The 17,339-nt window shown below is 49.4% G+C and carries 14 protein-coding genes; 4 read left to right on the top strand and 10 right to left on the bottom strand.

What is annotated here, in order from left to right; all coding sequences use genetic code 11:
* The 7 genes from FBQ74_RS14690 to rppH form a co-directional block, all read right to left on the bottom strand.
* On the bottom strand, positions 1–975 hold the full coding sequence (locus FBQ74_RS14690; RefSeq protein WP_139757374.1) for a diguanylate cyclase: 975 nt from the start codon (positions 973–975) through the stop codon (positions 1–3).
* Positions 972–2,006, bottom strand: coding sequence for a response regulator (locus tag FBQ74_RS14695; protein WP_139757375.1), 1,035 nt, complete (start codon positions 2,004–2,006; stop codon positions 972–974). The genes FBQ74_RS14690 and FBQ74_RS14695 overlap by 4 nt, the downstream gene beginning before the upstream one ends.
* 11 nt (positions 2,007–2,017) lie before the next feature.
* Positions 2,018–2,851: a thymidylate synthase gene (locus tag FBQ74_RS14700; RefSeq protein ID WP_139757376.1), complete on the bottom strand. Its 834-nt coding sequence runs from the start codon at positions 2,849–2,851 to the stop codon at positions 2,018–2,020.
* 4 nt (positions 2,852–2,855) lie between these two features.
* On the bottom strand, positions 2,856–3,671 hold the full coding sequence (gene lgt / locus FBQ74_RS14705) for a prolipoprotein diacylglyceryl transferase (protein WP_139757377.1): 816 nt from the start codon (positions 3,669–3,671) through the stop codon (positions 2,856–2,858).
* 3 nt (positions 3,672–3,674) lie between these two features.
* The gene (locus FBQ74_RS14710; RefSeq protein ID WP_139757378.1) at positions 3,675–4,481 is read right to left on the bottom strand and encodes a sulfite exporter TauE/SafE family protein; all 807 of its coding nucleotides are present in this window, start codon (positions 4,479–4,481) and stop codon (positions 3,675–3,677) included.
* Between the two features lie 114 nt (positions 4,482–4,595).
* Positions 4,596–6,887: a phosphoenolpyruvate--protein phosphotransferase gene (gene ptsP, locus FBQ74_RS14715; protein ID WP_139757989.1), complete on the bottom strand. Its 2,292-nt coding sequence runs from the start codon at positions 6,885–6,887 to the stop codon at positions 4,596–4,598.
* Positions 6,888–6,922: 35 nt separating this feature from the next.
* On the bottom strand, positions 6,923–7,456 hold the full coding sequence (rppH, locus tag FBQ74_RS14720) for an RNA pyrophosphohydrolase (protein ID WP_139757379.1): 534 nt from the start codon (positions 7,454–7,456) through the stop codon (positions 6,923–6,925).
* Positions 7,457–7,622: 166 nt separating this feature from the next.
* On the opposite strand from rppH, the gene mutH reads away from it, so the two are divergent.
* The gene (gene mutH / locus FBQ74_RS14725; protein ID WP_139757380.1) at positions 7,623–8,297 is read left to right on the top strand and encodes a DNA mismatch repair endonuclease MutH; all 675 of its coding nucleotides are present in this window, start codon (positions 7,623–7,625) and stop codon (positions 8,295–8,297) included.
* Here the strand turns inward: mutH and FBQ74_RS14730 are convergent.
* Complete coding sequence (locus FBQ74_RS14730; RefSeq protein WP_139757381.1) at positions 8,290–9,291, bottom strand: hypothetical protein; 1,002 nt, start codon at positions 9,289–9,291, stop codon at positions 8,290–8,292. The genes mutH and FBQ74_RS14730 overlap by 8 nt on opposite strands.
* A gap of 31 nt (positions 9,292–9,322) precedes the next feature.
* Positions 9,323–10,828 carry a CYTH domain-containing protein gene (locus FBQ74_RS14735; RefSeq protein ID WP_139757382.1) on the bottom strand — a complete coding sequence of 502 codons (1,506 nt, stop codon included), beginning with the start codon at positions 10,826–10,828 and terminating at the stop codon, positions 9,323–9,325.
* Positions 10,829–11,053: 225 nt separating this feature from the next.
* Here FBQ74_RS14735 and FBQ74_RS14740 point away from each other — a divergent pair, with 225 nt between their 5' ends.
* Entirely contained in the window at positions 11,054–11,659 is a 606-nt protein-coding gene (locus FBQ74_RS14740; RefSeq protein ID WP_139757383.1) for a TIGR04211 family SH3 domain-containing protein, read from the top strand.
* A 178-nt stretch (positions 11,660–11,837) separates the two neighbouring features.
* Here the strand turns inward: FBQ74_RS14740 and putA are convergent, their stop codons facing one another.
* Positions 11,838–15,641: a bifunctional proline dehydrogenase/L-glutamate gamma-semialdehyde dehydrogenase PutA gene (putA, locus tag FBQ74_RS14745; protein WP_139757384.1), complete on the bottom strand. Its 3,804-nt coding sequence runs from the start codon at positions 15,639–15,641 to the stop codon at positions 11,838–11,840.
* Between the two features lie 688 nt (positions 15,642–16,329).
* Here putA and ftsB point away from each other — a divergent pair.
* Together ftsB and ispD are read left to right on the top strand one after the other, a co-directional pair.
* Entirely contained in the window at positions 16,330–16,620 is a 291-nt protein-coding gene (gene ftsB, locus FBQ74_RS14750; protein ID WP_139757385.1) for a cell division protein FtsB, read from the top strand.
* Positions 16,621–16,622: 2 nt separating this feature from the next.
* Positions 16,623–17,339 (top strand): 2-C-methyl-D-erythritol 4-phosphate cytidylyltransferase, encoded by a 717-nt coding sequence (gene ispD, locus FBQ74_RS14755; RefSeq protein WP_139757386.1) that lies wholly within the window; start codon positions 16,623–16,625, stop codon positions 17,337–17,339.

The raw sequence follows: 17,339 nt of genomic DNA on the forward strand, positions 1-17,339 counted from the left end.
TCAGGTGCCGGTTTTCACCATATCGGCAGTCTTCACACAGGCCTGGTTCCGCCCCTGCGTTTTTGCATCATACAGAGCGATATCCGCCTGCTCCAGCCACGCCATAGCGCTACGGTAAGATGCATCAAATGGCGCCAGCCCCAGGCTTACTGTAAAGCGAATTTCAGTGTCTTCGTGGTTTACAGTGGCTTGCTGCGCAGATTCGCGTATGCGTTCAGCCACCAGGCTTGCTTTATCACAGTCGGCGTCGGTCAGGATCACGACAAACTCTTCTCCGCCATACCGACCGGCCAGGTCTGTTTCACGAACCGTTTCGCGAATAATTTCAGCCAGCGCCTGAATAACCTTATCGCCCGCCTGGTGCCCATAGGTATCGTTAACCTGTTTGAAATGATCAATGTCCAGCATCATTGCTGTTACAGGCTTGTCACGGCGGCGCGCCAGCTTGAATGTATTATCAAACCGCTCCTGCCAATAGCGCCTGTTATACAGCCCGGTGAGGCCGTCAACACGACTCATGTACTTTAATTCTTCATTAAGACGTTCAACGCGTAACTTACCCAGCGCCTGAGCCGTTACATCGTAAACCATCATGCACATCCGCTCGACACTACCGTCGGTGGAGGTCAGCGGAAACATGGTGACGTTCTGGAACATACTGGCTGAATCAGAGGTAATGGGCCGGTTACAGCCGAAGCGAAATAAGTACGGGCGCTGCTCCCAGATAAGAAACACCGGGGTCTTAAGATTAAATACCGGCTCAGCTTTGGCACGTAACCACTCTTCATCAATTTCTTTAAAGTGGGAAAAAAGCGGCTTACCGCAGATCTGACTGGGAAGAATGTCGGAATGATTCTCCATAAACTGATTCCAGACCTCAACATTGAAGTCCCGATCCAGCACAACAATGCCCACTTCCAGTGAGCTAAGCAATTCATGTTGCCAGTGAAGCTGAGCGATTTCGCTTGGGTTCATACCGCCTCCTCTTCAAGGTCGACCAGACGCGTATAAATCTTTTCCATCGCATCGTCGGGGAATAAAAGCAGCAAGTCAAAACTGATATCGTGGCTTTTAATGGCGTAGGCAATCTCCACCGCCATGACTTTGCTCCAGCGTGAAATATTATCACTTAATAACACTTCCAGCCCCCTGTCGCGGCCCAACAGAATCGGCTGGGTGTGGCTGAAGTTAACATTGAGCTGATCGGAAAGCGCATTTAAACAGGCGCCTATCAGTATATTGGAAACATCCATCAGCGCTTCTAATGACAACTGGCTGGTATGCTCAGCGCCTTCTTCCTTTAACGAATAGCCTAACATCTCGACCATGCTACGGGTGTTTGTATCGTTAAAGATAACCAGTGCCTCGCCCTTTATGCCAGCGCTGACAAAGCCCTTTGATACTGCTGAAACCCGCTCATTACGATTAATTTCCGCAATAGCCATATGCAGCTCATTGCTTTCAATCAAATTAACATTGGGAATAGGCAGGTCGACAAACTCACCCAGCAATCGGGCCAGACTCTCTCCGGCTCGGCCCATAGCAACATTTACCAGTTCACGATAAATATCAAGCTTATCCGGTGACTGACTCTGTCTGGCGTTTACCGCCTGTTTTCTGCATGTCGCATCGGCCGCCCCACTATAAATACCGTACTGGCTAAGCAGAGACATTAGCTTTGAATTGTCGATGGGCTTGCGAATGAACTCCAGCGCACCTAGGGCCAGCATACGTTCACGCGCTTCTGGCTGGACATCACCGGATACAACAATAACAAGACAAGGTAAATCATCCTGCCGGATAGCTTTCATGGTCTGATAGCCATCCATCACCGGCATATTCAGATCCAGAAACATCACATCGCCTTTACCCTGGCGAATTAGTGACAGGGCCTCTTCACCGTTAACGGCGAAGGTAATCTCCACGTCCCACCCATCAGGAATCGATCGGGCGAGTTGTCGGCGGGCAAAGCCTGAGTCATCGCAAATCAGAACAGGTGTGGTCATGCTGGTCCTTTTTAAATGGCCACCGGCGCTTTAATGTGCGGATGCGCCTGATAATTTTCCAGGGTAAAATCATCGATGGTGAAGCCAAAGATATCTTTTACCTCTGGATTGATACGCATTACAGGACGGGGATAAGGTGTTCTGGAAAGCTGAGTATCAGCCTGCTCCAGATGATTCACATACAGGTGCGCATCACCCAGGGTATGAATAAAGTCGCCCGGCTCAAGATCGCACACCTGTGCCACCATCATAGTTAACAATGCATAGCTGGCAATGTTGAAAGGTACACCTAAAAATATATCACCGCTGCGCTGGTAAAGCTGACAGGAAAGCCGCCCCTCCAACACATAAAATTGAAAAAGCGTATGGCAGGGGGGCAATGCCTGGCGCTGCTGCGCGGCATTCTCTTTCGGGCTGATTGAGGTGTCAGGCAAAACAGCCGGGTTCCATGCACTGACAATTAATCGGCGAGAATCCGGGTTGGTTTTGATTTGTTCAATAACCTGTGCGATCTGGTCAATAGTACCGCCGTCAGGGGTCGGCCAGCTGCGCCATTGCGCCCCGTAGACCGGGCCCAGCTCACCTTCGTCGGTGGCCCATTCATCCCATATAGACACACCGTTTTCTTTCAAATAGCGAATATTGGTTTCGCCTTTTAAAAACCATAACAGCTCGTGGATGATTGACCGTAAATGACATTTCTTTGTCGTAACAAGCGGGAAACCCTCGCGCAAATCGAAACGCATCTGATGGCCGAATACGCTCAACGTTCCCGTGCCGGTACGATCTTCTTTTTTCACGCCGTTATCACGAACGTGCTGCATTAACGACAGGTACTCTTTCATTTTATTATTGCTTCTGGTTAGTCGTTGAAACGCCAGGCGCCTTTCGGTAAGCACCTACCATCAGCCAGATTCCCAGCGCAATCATGGGAACACACAATAACTGCCCCTGGCTCAGACCCACATCGTACAGACCAAGATGCGCATCAGGCTGGCGGAAGTACTCAACAAAGAAACGAAACGCGCCATAGCCCAGCAGGAACAACCCACTCACTGCGCCAGTTGGACGAGGTTTGGCCGAATATAACCAGAGTATGATAAACAGCACAACGCCTTCAAGCGCGAATTCGTACAATTGCGATGGATGACGGGGCACATTGCCGGCATTAGGAAAGATGATCGCCCAGGGCACATCGGTGGGTCGCCCCCACAATTCAGCGTTTAAAAAGTTTCCAATTCGCCCTGCCCCCAAGCCGATGGGAACCAGCGGTGCGATAAAATCGCCCACCTCTAAAAATTTCGCGTTCATTCGTTTGGCCTGCCACGCCAGCGCCGCTAATACCCCAAGTAAACCACCGTGGAATGACATGCCTCCCGCCCAGATTTTAAACAGGTAAAGCGGGTTCGCCAGAAACATGTCGAACTGATAAAACAGCACATAGCCAATTCGTCCGCCCAGAATAACACCGACGAATCCCCAGAAAAGCAGATCTGCCAGTTGCTCCTTACTCCAGCTGGTTTGCTCAAGCCGCTTATGCGCCAGCAAATAGGCGGCCACAAAGCCCACTAGATACATAAGCCCGTACCAACGAACGTGCAACGGTCCCAGACTAAAAATGATGGGATCGATATTCGGGAAAACCAGATAACTGCCTTCTGCCATGATTTATTCTATTCCTACGATCATGCGAATACTAACCAGCACCAATAAACCAGCCAGTACCTTTTTCAAAACTTTTGTGTCCATTCTCTGCCCAAGCCGGGCACCAATGCCCGCGGTAAAAATGGAGGTGGTAACAATACCGAAAGTTGCGGGTAAATACACGTACCCTATCGCACCGGAAGGCAGAGTCAGCTCCTTCATCCCGGCGATAATAAAACTGGCACTACCGAATATGGCAATAATAAGACCGCTGACTGCCGCGCAGCCAATGGCTTGGCGTATATTCACCTGAAACCAGACTAGGGCTGGAACCAGTAATGCTCCGCCACCAATTCCCATCAGCGCACTGATAAAACCTGTTATCCCACCGACAATACCCAGTGCTTTATTTGTTGCGGTGTGTTTAGAGGCTTCACGCTTACCGAACACCATTTGCAAAGCAATAAGCATGACCAGAACAGCAAAGATATTTTTCAGAAGATGACCGGAGATATGGCTTGCAAACTGGGCACCCAGCGTGGCACCGATTGCTATTCCTATTCCGGCATACAGCACCAGCTTTTTATCAATATTACCCAGTCTGTAGTGCGCTGCCGCCGAAGACATTCCGGTGAAAATGATGGTAGACAGTGACGTGGCAATTGCCATCGGCATAACCAAATCGGTATCCAGATGCAAAAAGTGCACGAGCAGATAAGACAGTGCCGGCACAATAATTACGCCACCACCTATTCCGAGCATGCCCGCCAGTAAGCCGACTACCAGGCCGATGCCCAGACAAAAACTAAAGATGATATAGACCGGTTCCATGCCCTGTTCCACGCGAGCGCAGTCACAAATAGTGACGGCGAGAAAGAAAAAATTCGCGGCTAGACTAACACAAAAATGCCGGGCTTTCGTGACAGATATGACCAGAGTTCAGGGTCAGGAGCCAGCCCGGATAAGCCCCCCAAGCCCTTTTTGCTCAAGATAATCGTTGATGTGAGCGTATACATCCTGATGTGTATGCGCGGTAAGTGCACAGGAAAGTAAATTCTTACTTTCCTGTAAATTCACATTTCTGACAACCCAGTTTATTTTGCGCAAGTTATGCGCATTCATGCTCAACCGGCGATAGCCCATTCCCATCAACAGAATGGCGCCACCGGGTTCACCGGCGATTTCACCGCACACGGTGACCGGAATGTTATTGGCATCAGCCTGACGAACAATGTCGTACAATGCACTTAAAACGGCCGGATGGTAGCTATTATACAAACCCGCCACCCGGGTATTATTGCGATCGACAGCCAGCAGATACTGGGTTAAATCGTTACTACCAACAGAGAAAAAATCGACGTGTTTTGCCAGTTGCGGCAACTGATAGAGCACCGAAGGCACCTCTAACATGACACCGATTTTCGGTTTTACCAGTAACTGCCCGGTTTCATTGGCTTCTTCACGTACTTCAAAAAATGCCTGATCAATCAACCGGGTTGCTTCCTGCACCTCATTGACTGAAGAAATCATCGGCAGCATGATTTGAAGGTTTTTAAGCCCCAGACTGGCTTTAAGCATCGCCCTGATTTGCACCAGAAAGATCTCAGGATGGTCCAGCGTCAGTCGCACACCGCGCCAGCCCAGAAACGGGTTTTCTTCATTAATCGGAAAATAGGGTAAGGGTTTATCCCCGCCCACATCCAGGGTTCGCATGGTGACCTGCTGCTCAGGCACGCAGTGCAGCACTTCGCTGTAAAGTTTTATCTGTTCTTTTTCTGACGGGAAACTTTCACGCAGCATAAAGGGAATTTCTGTGCGATAAAGGCCAATGCCATTGCCCTGACTCCGGGCTACCGTTTCAATCTCTACCGATAATCCTGCATTGATAAGCAGCGACATCCGGCACCCGTCCTGCGTTTCACAGGCCTTGTCTGCCTCAGCATCGATACGCTCTGATAACAGGTCTTCTTCTTCGATCAGTTGCGCAAAACTCTGTCGAATAGACTTATCCGGTGAGATGAGGACTTCACCGGAATAGCCGTCCAGCAATATTTCCTTGTTTTCCAGCAGACTGGGAGAGACATTCTGACACCCCATCACCGCAGGCACGCCCATAGCTCTTGCCAGAATGGCTGCGTGGGAATTGTTCGACCCGCGGATGGAAATGATACCTTTAAGATATTCGCGCGGAAATTCTGCCAGCATAGTGGCTGACACTTCCTCAGCGACTAAAATGCTGTCACGGGTAGCATTGGGTAGGGCGTGATCTTCGCCGCGGGTTAGTTGCAGGATATTAACCAGAATACGGTTAGACAGGTCGATAATATCTATCGCCCGCTCCTGCATGTACGGGTCATCCATATTGGCAAACCGTGCTGCGTAGTCCTCCACCACCATTTTAAGCGAAGATCCTGCGCACCACTTTTCCTGAATTTTTGCCTCGACCTCACGCCCCAGACTATTCGCATCAAGCAGATGATGGTAAAGCTGGAATATTGCCTTCACATCTTCAGGGATACTCTCTTCAAGACTACCGGATAGCTCATCCACCTGCTTACGGGTAATCTCAACGGCTTTTCGGTAAATCTGTACTTCACGCTGCAAATCGTCTGCGCGCTTTACCACCAGGCGACGTAAATCGACCGTAGAATCAGTGGAGAAGCCATGTCCAATGGCCAGGCCAGGCGACCCAGCTATGCCCATCACTTTTTTTTGGCGGACACCAGAAGGCACAATATCGTTATTGCTGAGTGCGCCACGAATCTCTGCGTTAGTGATTTCCAGCGCAAGCTGCGCTGCCAGCGTGACCAGAAAGGCTTCTTCATCTTCACTGAAAAAACGCATTTTAGCCTGCTGCATGGTAATAACACCCAATACATTACGCTGATGGATAATGGGGGTGCCCAGAAAAGCTTTATAATTTTCTTCGTGAACTTCGGGGTAGTGTTTAAAACGCGGATGCTCGTGAGCGTTCTGGATATTGAGTGGCTCTTCCCGCTGCCCTACCAGACCAATAAGACCTTCAGAAAAGCCGATGCGAACCTGATCAACCGCACCAGGATGCAAACCGTCGGTGGCTTTAAGGATAAATTCCTGATGCTCATAGTCGGCCAGATAAATGGAGCAGGAGTCCACCTGCATGACCTGTTTAACCCGGCTAGCCACCCGGAACAACGCCTGTTCAAGCGCAGGAATCTGACTCATTTCCTGAACAATGCGTTTAAGTGTCGTGAGCATACTGCCCTGGCTAGCCACTAAGTCGGTCTCCTATCTTACCCTCGTCGCCGTTTTCGATGGCGCTTACCATGACCTGACTGCCCGGGTTTTCCCATAGGCGGCATTGCCACAGTGACAAATTCTTTCATAACTTTGCGATAGACATCTCGTTTGAATGACACCACATTTCTGACCGGGTACCAATAACTTACCCAGCGCCAGTCATCAAATTCCGGGTGACCGGATTTGAGAACATCGACATCGGCATCAGCACAGGTTAACTGTAATAAAAACCATTTTTGCTTCTGCCCGATACACACGGGGTTACTGCCCTGTCGTATCAGTCGTTTTGGCAGTTTATAGCGCAGCCAGTTTCGTGTTACTCCCAAGATAGTGACATCTTTTGGCCGTAGCCCTACCTCTTCATGTAACTCCCTGTACATTGCTTGCTCTGCAGTTTCCCCTTCATCAATTCCGCCTTGTGGAAACTGCCATGAATGTTGACCATAACGTCTTGCCCAAAACACTTGTCCCATTTTGTTGCAAATCACTATGCCCACATTCGCACGGAATCCGTCGGCATCTATCACTTAGACTCCCGGGCACCTTAAATTTTTCTCTTATCTGCATTTGACCATAATATGCTGCCCATTCAAAGCATTAATCCTGCAAGGGTTTTTGAGCGCGCTGTGGTCGCCTTTTCTTTCGCAGTGCAGCATCGTACACTGGCGCTGATTAATAACATAAAGGCAAACTGTGAAGCCCCCTTCCACTCCCCCGTCAAATATTGATGAATTATTACAGCGATGCCAGCAGATAGCTGGCCTGTCGCTGGGCGAACTGGCTTCGCTGGCGTCGATTCAGGTGCCCCGGAATTTACAAAGACACAAGGGCTGGCAGGGGCAGTTACTGGAACTATGGCTTGGCGCAACAGCAGGCTCCAAGCCGCAGCAGGACTTTCCCGATTTAGGGGTGGAACTTAAAACCATTCCCATAGACAGGCGCTGGCAACCTCTTGAGACCACTTATGTTTGCTATGCCCCGCTAATGAATCCACCCGGCGTTACATGGCTAACCAGCAATGTCAGAAACAAACTTGCCCGGGTATTGTGGTTACCGATAGAAGGAGACAGGGAGATTCCGGTTAGTGAGCGGCGGGTTGCCAATGGTTTTTTGTGGACACCCGGTGAAGATGAGGACGCGCTGTTACAAAAAGACTGGGAAGAGCTCACCGAGATGATTGTGCTGGGGCATGTAGAAAAAATCACTGCGCGGCATGGCAATGCACTGCACCTTCGGCCTAAAGCGGCAGATGGCAGCGTACTGACCGATGCCCTTGGCCCCGAGGGAGAACGTATCAGAACGCGCCCCAGAGGCTTTTATTTACGCAAAAACTTTACGCAAACATTACTTATGCGGGCCTTTAGTTAGGCTGGTCTTCCTTAACGCCTTGTCGTTCACAATCAGACGTTTGCTGACAGGCCATTGCAAACTCGCTGAAGGATTGTTTTTCAAGCAAGCGGGTAGCCAGCGCAAGAGTCGTTGCATCCACTTGTGCCTGTTCAGCCACCTCTTTGATAGTAAGTGTTGATAATGAGGCTGACGGATACCGGCTCACCACCCGCCACGCGCGACTTACAGCACGGCGCATATCGTCCTGCCCGGCTGAAGCATCTTCCATCATGTGATAATCCAGCACGCTTGGCGAGGTTCGTTGCGGGACAGTCAGCAGGTACAGTAATGCAAGCATAACGGCTGCCACGACCAGATCCAGCCCGGTTTGCCAGGCCACAATATGTAAAAAGCCGAACGTCACCGCGGTAACCAGCAATATACCTATCATTGTCAGTCCTACCGTGGTGCCCAGTGCGCCAGCAATCCAGTGTAGCTGATATCTGGCAGGCGTCACGACCTGATCGGGCAGGTGCTTGTGATATTTTTGCACAAGTTCAGTCATCAATAAGCTGATAACCAGTACTGCGAAACCGCTGATCATGGCACTGGCATAAACCGGCCAGAAGTCCAGTGGATGCCCGACCGGAGTGGTTTCTATAATCATGTGCTTTTCAGCTATGCCGGAAAATGCAAAGGGTAGCTGTATCAGTACGCACAATAGTACGGGTAACCACAGCAAATAGCGGGTGCGGGAAAGTCTGGCGACCAGAACCGGTTTCAGTGCGCGGTAATATAACGCCATCAGCAGCACGGGGACCCAGTCAGTGGCACCATAAAACAGCGTTAGTGGACCGTTGATCATGGCGATAACTTCATCCAGCAGGCACAGGGGCCAAACCAGCATCGCAATGTCTAACCACACTTTACTCTGGATAGCATTACGTCGCGTCAGATAGATAGCGACACTGGCTAACCACATCATGCCAAGCACGATGATGCTGTATAATATCCATGGGTGTTTTTCCGGCATCGTCATTCCCTCACTTCAGACTACTACCGGCTTACCAGTAAATATCGCCCTGCATACCCACTTTACGGGTACGCTCCATGACTTTAAGCAAGTTCGCTTCTTTTTCGGTTATCCACTCTGCGATATCGCGCTGCTCCTGTGGGTCTGCGTCGCTAATCATCGTTCTGAGCATCTGCAAGGCTTTAAGTTCGTCAATGCCGGTCAGAATATCCAGCCAGGGAGCTCTGAATGCGTGGCGTTCGCCGCTGAATAAGTCAGCCAGCAGAAAGCCATTCCATAATGTTTGCCGTAACACCACTTCTATCGCGATATAGTTTGCTGCGGCCATAGGCTGCGCCGGCGACATACTTTGCTGCACAGTCTGCCAACCCTGAGACAACCAGCCTTTTGCATGCTCGGTAACAGGCATATGTGACGTCGTTGATTCGTTTTGCCATGGCTTTTCAGTCAGCAGGCGCGTAACCGTCAGCTTAATCGCGGTGGACTCGGTAGAGTGCATCAGTGTTTCAGGGTCGTGAGCGTGAATCAGTCCGGCTTTGCGCCCCTGAAGATAGCTTTGCAGTGAAGGGTAGCGGCTCAGGCATTTGTTAAACAGGCTTTTTTTGGATACGACATGTCTCAAGCTCTGTAAGTCTTCCTGCCAGGCCCATTGAGGAACATATGCCATCAGCTGCTTATGCAACTCAAGCATCTGCGTGCACTGCAATACTGGTAAATAAAGCGATACAGCCTGCAACAATAAGCGAATACTGACCGTCACTTCTGCCAGTACCTTCGCCGAACCGGTTTGCAAAAACAAATGCTCATGGTATTGCCAGTGCGACAGTGCCTGCTGCGCGGCAGCCATAAAAGCGGTTTCGGTTGAAGCATCATCTGGCAACGCAAGAAAATCCGGTAATGCAGAGACAGACGGCGACATGCCATTGAGCAGCTGATAGCCCTGGGCCGCTTTAGATACATCGCTCACCCGCACCGGAAGTATGCTATTGATGATATCAGCGATATCAAACAGGGGCGGTACGTCACCGGCTTTCATTTCCAGTTCTATCTCATTAATTGCAGAGCGTGCTTTGCTGGTAAATGCCTCACCTTCATCCAGCACAACTTCAATTTCACTTCCGTTATGTTCGATATCAATCGCATGGCGGGTAAAATGGGTCGAAAACTGGTGTTCCAGCGACTTATTCAGTGCTGAAGCATTGACCCCTTTTGGCCAGACTTTTTTATCAAATAAGGTGAGATCCGGCGTGGCTTCCTCCAGTGGAATATTATACTCAGCCCGCTCGTGCAGACCGCCACGCACAGTACCCTGAGTTTTAAGCGTCTGCTCAAACTCACCATTATTGCCTCTTACCCTGAAGCCCATTTTGTGGGTCTGAAAATCATGATCCGGCGTATCGTAGTAGTCATTTTGCAGTGACATATGATGCGGCGCGGACACTGTCATCCCTAACTGCTTAAGCGCCGGGACTACTTTTTCCAGGAAATCATCGAGCGTGTTATGACGGGAAACAAATTTTAATTCAATTTCAGACATGAAATAAGACAGGGTAAAATGAGGATGACATGTGTCAGTCACCTTACCCGCGAGACAGCATTATAGCAATGGATAGTCTTTGTTTTTATCAAATTCCGCTTAACCTTCATGCACAGGCGCGTTAAAGTAAGCGATTAATCGTCCGGGGTAAGCGGCATGATGCTTGCCTCTAATTTTCACAGTCTCTAACATCCCTTGTTGGATCAATACGTTTACGGATACTTTATGTTTCGAAAGTGGCTCGCGCTGGTAATGGTCGCGTTTTCGTTCCAGGCTTTTGGCCTGCAGGATACTCCGGACATGGAACCGTCCTCATCGCACTATATTAAAGATGAACTGTATATTTTTATGCATTCAGGTGCTGGCAGAAACTATCGCATTCTGGGTAGTGTTGAAGCCGGTACCCCTATCACGATTCTGGAAAATAATCGCGATGCGGAATTCATGAAAATTAAAGAACATACCGAAGGCCGTACCGGCTGGGTAGAAAGCCGCTATGTGACAGATGAAATGTCCCGTGCAGAGCAACTGCCGATTATCTCCGGGCGTCTGGCCGATAGCCAGGCCAGTTTGCAGGGTCTGCAGTCTGAAAACGGTCGCCTTAAACAGCAGCTAAGTAGCGCCAGACGTGAACTGAACGAGCTGAAAACACAAACTGACTCTCAGGCCAGAGAAATAAAGCAACTTTCCTCTACGCTGGAAAATCAGGAAAAAGATGAGATGGTGAAGTGGTTTACCCGCGGCGGCATGGTCGCAGGTGCAGGTGTATTGCTTGGTGTCATCCTCACATTCCTGCCTAAGAAACGTGGTCGTAACAGCGAGTGGGTGTAATAAGCAGCTAAAAAAGCGCGGTTCAGCAAAGCAGAAAAACTGAATTGTGGCCTTTTCAAGGTTGCTAATGTGTTGCTATAAAGACACACATCAGACTGATACGTTGTCATTCGACATTCTGTTTGCATAAAAAACCCGGCGCTCAGGCCGGGTTTTTATTTTCTATATGACGTAACGTCTATTCGTCATCTTCAACCAGTGTCATCAATGAGGTGTTACCTCCTGATGCCGTAGTATCAATACTGATGGCCTTCTCGGTAACCAGACGCTGAATCAGGTTATCGTTGTACTCAGCGGTAATGACCGGGATAATTGCACCACCCTCTCTGGATGCCAGCATGGCAGAGATTTGTGCAGTCCGCTCGGTCTGAGAGTCAACCACAACACCGGACAGATCTTCATCCATCAATAGCGCACCAAGATGTTCAAGTTTGGCTACCTGGAACACGCCATCGGGTGCACCGGTAGAATTGAACTTCTTCTGAAACTCTTTCGCTTCTTCGTAGAACAAGTCAGAAACCACTGATACCACAACATTACCTGTTGCCAGCGCGGTAACAATCGACAACGCCCAGTATTCAAAGGTAACGCCTTTATCAGCGAAACATACCAGAATCCCGCGCGGTTCAAGATACAACTTATTAGACTCACCCGTTGGTCCTGGCAGCACTGTTGGCTTAGCCATCTTCTTATCAACATTGATAAGTTGCTGGCGGCTGGTTGCAAGGGTGCGGTTCAAGTCGTCAGCCAGCTCGTCAACGATATCAACCTTCGCAATTTTGGCCAGTAACTGACGTACTGCCGAAATACGATCGTTTAACGGCGTATGACGCCATTTTGACTGAACCTCTAACGCCTGATCCATCAGTTTCGCAGCTTTCTTCGACGCCTTATCATCACTGACCAGTTTTTCGTCCAGATGCTCGATATCTTCCACTTTAGATGGCTTAGGCGTTGCCCGCTCCATCATCAGACGTGGCAGATAGTTAGGGCCACCTGCTTTAGGACCGGTACCTGACAGGCCGCGACCACCAAATGGCTGAACACCTACAATCGCGCCAATCATATTACGGTTGATATATACGTTACCGGCACGGCTAAGTGCAGCAAGCTCATAGGCACGGTCTTCGATGCGCGAGTGAATACCCATGGTCAGGCCGTAGCCTGTACTGTTAATCTTATCAACTACACCTTCAATCTCATCGCCTTTGAAGCGAATGATATGTATAACAGGACCAAATGTTTCCTGCTCAAGCACATCAATACCTTCAATTTCATAAAGCGTCGGCGGATAGAAGGTAGCGTTATCTACGCCCTCTGGCAGTTTGCATTGATGCAGCAATTTGCCATGGTCTTTCATATACTCTTCGTGCTTCGTCAGGCTATCCAGTGCTTTTTGGTCAATAACCGGACCCACGTCGGTGCGCAGATACAGCGGATCACCAATGTGCAGCTCTTCCATCGCCCCAATCAGCATTTCGGAAAGCTTATCAGCGATATCTTCCTGTACATACAACACACGCAACGCAGAACAGCGCTGACCGGCACTCTGGAAGCCCGAATGTACAATGTCATCAATAACCTGTTCAGGTAGTGCTGTAGAATCTACGATCATGCAATTCTGCCCACCGGTTTCGGCGATAAGCGGAACCTGTTCACCACCGCGCGACGCCAGCGTCTGCGAAATCATAGTCCCGGTTTGCGTTGAACCGGTAAACATGACCGCTTTGATCCGCTCATCAGGAAGCAGGGTTTCACCCACGCCTTTACCCGGGCAGATAAGCAGTTGTAATGCATCATCAGGCAGGCCTACCGAACGCATGATTTCAATACAGCGGCGCGCAATAATACTTGTTTGTTCTGCCGGCTTGGCAATAACCGTGTTACCGGTAACCAGTGCTGCAGCTAACTGGCCGGTAAAAATTGCTAGCGGGAAGTTCCACGGAGAGATACATAGCACGACACCACGAGGTACCAAACGCTGATCTTCATCCAGCTTACGAGCTCTGGCCGCATAGTAGCGTAAGAAGTCCACAGCTTCGCGCACTTCGTCAATACCATCCTGAGCGACTTTACCGGCCTCACGAATACAGATGGCAATAAGCTCGCCCATGTGGCGTTCCAAGGCGTATGCGGTACGCTCAAGTATCTCGGCACGCTCTTCAACCGAGCGTTTCGCCCAGGCCTCAAATCCGTCTGACGTTACATCCAGCGCTTTACGCATATCGTCTTCATTAGCGTACTTGTGGTAGCCAACAATATCGCTATGATCAGCCGGGTTTCTGACGGCAGTGCCGCCTTCAGGGATATCACTTTCCTGCATTGAGTAGAAGCTATTCCACTTATCCAGTTCGTGGGATAACGCATTCACTGCAATATGGTCGGTCAAATCCAGGCCGTGAGAGTTCAGCCTTTCATCGCCATATAATTCACGGGGAAGCTTAATCTGATGATTGTAGCGATCTTTAAGACGCTGGGTTTTCTCGACCGGATCTTCCAGCAATGATTCTACCGGCTTCTCGTCGTCAACAATGGCATTAACGAACGAAGAATTCGCACCGTTTTCCAGCAGTCGACGCACCAGATAGGCCAGTAGATCTTCATGATCCCCTACCGGCGCGTATACGCGGCATTGAATTTTATCTTCTGAAACAACCTGATCGTAAAGGGTATCACCCATACCGTGCAGACACTGGAATTCAAAGCCTTCTTTATCATCGCCGGCCAGCTCAAGAATAACAGATGCAGTATACGCATTGTGCGTAGCGAACTGCGGATACAGCGTATCGCGGTAATCCAACAGACGGTTGGCGCAGGCATGGTAAGACACGTCAGTTGAAGACTTGCGCGTAAATACCGGGAAGGTATCAACCCCAGCCTGTTGGCTAAGTTTGATTTCTGTATCCCAGTACGCACCTTTTACCAGACGAACCATCATCGTACGGCCAGTATCTTCGGTAAGTTTGCGCAGCCAGTCGATGACGTGCAGTCCGCGTTTCTGATATGCCTGTACGGCCACACCGAAACCTGTCCAGCCTTCCAGCTCTTCATCGCGGAACACTTTTTCAATGATATCAAGAGATATATCAAGTCGATCGGCTTCTTCTGCATCAACAGTCAGCTTGATATTATATTCTTTTGCCATCAGACATAGTGCTTTAAGCTTCGGTGGAATTTCTTCCATAACCCGCTCATGCTGCAAAAACTCGAAACGTGGGTGCAGCGCTGACAATTTAACAGATATACCTGGTGACTTTTTAGGGCCTCGGCCATCGCCTGCTTTACCAATTACCTTGATGGCTTTTTCGTAAGCGTCATAAAAACGCTCGGCATCTTTCATGGTCCGGGCAGCTTCACCCAGCATGTCGTAAGAATAAACGTAGCCTTTTTTCTCTTTTTCTTTCGCACGTTCAACCGCATCTTCAATAGTCTCGCCCATAACGAACTGGCGACCCATAATGCGCATTGCCAGATTCATAGAGCGACGAATAACCGGCTCGCCTAAACGGCCCAGCGTGCGCTTGAGCAGGCCAAACTGTTCACTTTTACGCTTGTCGGCATAGTTAACCATATTGCCGGTTAATAGCAGGCCCCACGCAGAAGCGTTAACAAATAATGATTCAGAGTTACCTAAATGAGGTGTCCACTTACCCTGAGAAAGCTTATCGCGAATCAGTGCATCCTGGGTTTCTTCATCAGGAACACGCAGTAGCGCTTCGGCCAGACACATCAAAACGACCCCTTCGGCCGTCGAGAGTGAATATTCATTTAGCAGCGCATCTATTCCACCATGGCCTTCCTGCTCGCGGCGGATTTTAAGCACCATTTTACGGGCTCTTTCCCAGGCGCGTGAACGGGCACGGGGATTAACTTCGGCAATAGGAAGAATTTGGTCGATAGCCACCGATTCGTCAATCCGGTAGTGATCGCGAATGCGCTGGCGAATAGAAGATAGGGTATTTAAGTCTTCGTTAGTTAGCATTGCTCGCCTTAATAGTAATAATGTTTAGAATTACAGCTTGTTCGCAAAGCACACCCTTCGATAAATTGCATACAATGCAAGCGAAATCGAATACGTCCACTTTTTGATCGCTTGTTGGCCTTTTAACTGCTGCGAGAGGGTTAGAGATCAGCTTCACTACCCCAATTCGCGGATACTAGCATAAAAGGATTAGCGGCCAACCATCCTTACACAAAAGGCATTAGCGCCGCTGTTTTCGGTAAACTTTATACATAGCAGTAACTTTTGGTGACTTAGCGGGCATATCGTCGACAAGTTCGTTTACCTGTTGGGCTGTTTTTCTATTACTAAAGAAACCTGAGTGTAGTCAGTGTTTTCACGGCTTCAAGGTGAAGAGGTAGTCATGCAGGTATTTGCTAAGGGAGAAATGACAAATTAGCAGCTGTGTAAATGTGACAGGGTTCGCTGCTTTCGGTGATCTCCTTCTGTACGTAAAATTACTGACTTTTGCGCGACGAAATAAAGATAATTAACGCTCAGTAACAACATTAAGTTTGTCTCATAATTTTTCAAACCACGGATTTTTGCGCTTATAGTTGGTAAGTGTGTCATGCCCATGTAAACTGGCAGCATAATGATGTACTGGTCGCAGGCATAGCCTGTGCGTTTGCCGGTATTACGTTGCGCTGATGAATAACAGGTTATCACTGTGTTGAAGGAAAAATGGGTGCCACTGGTGTTACTGGTACTGCTGGGTTTATTACAGTACCGACTGTGGCTTGGCAAAAACAGCATTGTCGATTACATGGCACTTGAAAAAGATGTGCAGCGTCAGTCGTTGCAAAACGCTAATCTGAAGCAACGTAATGTTTTACTTCAGGCTGATATCAGTGATCTTAAAATCGGCCTGGAAGCCATTGAAGAACGCGCCAGAAATGAACTGGGCCTGATAAAAGAAGGCGAGACATTTTATCGGATCCTCCCCGCAGAACAGCAGTAACTATGAACCATCCAGAAATTTATGCAGTTGTACCGGCCGCCGGAATCGGTAGTCGAATGCAGGCAGACCGGCCCAAACAATATTTATCTGTTGCCGGCAAGACAATATTAGAACACACACTTGATACGCTCATTAGTCATCCTGACATCCACCATATTGTTATTGCCATCAGCGATACGGACGATTACTTCAGCACTTTGCCGGTGAGTCAGGCTAAGTGGTTAACCGTTGTTTCCGGCGGGCATGATCGCGCCTCTTCAGTACACAATGGTCTTACAGCGCTGCCTGCGCAAAGTTGGGCGCTGGTGCATGATGCGGCGCGTCCGTGTTTATCCCATGAAGACATCACCAGGTTGCTTAGCGTAATCAGCAGCGATACGAGCAGTGGCGGCATTCTGGCCAGCCCGGTGCGCGATACCATGAAACGTGCCGTCGTATCACCTGGCAGCGATATCACAGTCTCTCACACAGAATGTCGCGAAAACCTGTGGCACGCCCTCACACCACAGCTTTTTAATACCGGTGTACTGCGCCACGCGCTGGAACAGGGTGCTGCGGCAGGTGTGACCATTACAGATGAAGCGTCTGCCATGGAGGCACAGGGTCATCAGGTCAGGTTAATAGAAGGTAATCCGGCTAATATTAAAATAACGCGGCCGGCTGATTTACCACTGGCCAGGTTTTATCTTTCAGAACAATCAAATCAGGACAAAAGGTAG

The sequence above is a fragment of the Salinimonas iocasae genome, from assembly GCF_006228385.1.
In the GTDB taxonomy this organism is placed as follows: domain Bacteria; phylum Pseudomonadota; class Gammaproteobacteria; order Enterobacterales; family Alteromonadaceae; genus Alteromonas; species Alteromonas iocasae.

Bases quoted from the DNA above. Each gene is read 5' to 3' on its own strand.
- ptsP (WP_139757989.1), bottom strand. From the start codon at position 6,887: ATGCTCACGACACTTAAACGCATTGTTCAGGAAATGAGTCAGATTCCT.
- FBQ74_RS14735 (WP_139757382.1), bottom strand. From the start codon at position 10,828: ATGTCTGAAATTGAATTAAAATTTGTTTCCCGTCATAACACGCTCGAT.
- ispD (WP_139757386.1), top strand. From the start codon at position 16,623: ATGAACCATCCAGAAATTTATGCAGTTGTACCGGCCGCCGGAATCGGT.
- FBQ74_RS14690 (WP_139757374.1), bottom strand. From the start codon at position 975: ATGAACCCAAGCGAAATCGCTCAGCTTCACTGGCAACATGAATTGCTT.
- FBQ74_RS14700 (WP_139757376.1), bottom strand. From the start codon at position 2,851: ATGAAAGAGTACCTGTCGTTAATGCAGCACGTTCGTGATAACGGCGTG.
- FBQ74_RS14730 (WP_139757381.1), bottom strand. From the start codon at position 9,291: ATGCCGGAAAAACACCCATGGATATTATACAGCATCATCGTGCTTGGC.
- putA (WP_139757384.1), bottom strand. From the start codon at position 15,641: ATGCTAACTAACGAAGACTTAAATACCCTATCTTCTATTCGCCAGCGC.
- FBQ74_RS14740 (WP_139757383.1), top strand. From the start codon at position 11,054: ATGTTTCGAAAGTGGCTCGCGCTGGTAATGGTCGCGTTTTCGTTCCAG.
- FBQ74_RS14695 (WP_139757375.1), bottom strand. From the start codon at position 2,006: ATGACCACACCTGTTCTGATTTGCGATGACTCAGGCTTTGCCCGCCGA.
- lgt (WP_139757377.1), bottom strand. From the start codon at position 3,671: ATGGCAGAAGGCAGTTATCTGGTTTTCCCGAATATCGATCCCATCATT.
- FBQ74_RS14710 (WP_139757378.1), bottom strand. From the start codon at position 4,481: ATGGAACCGGTCTATATCATCTTTAGTTTTTGTCTGGGCATCGGCCTG.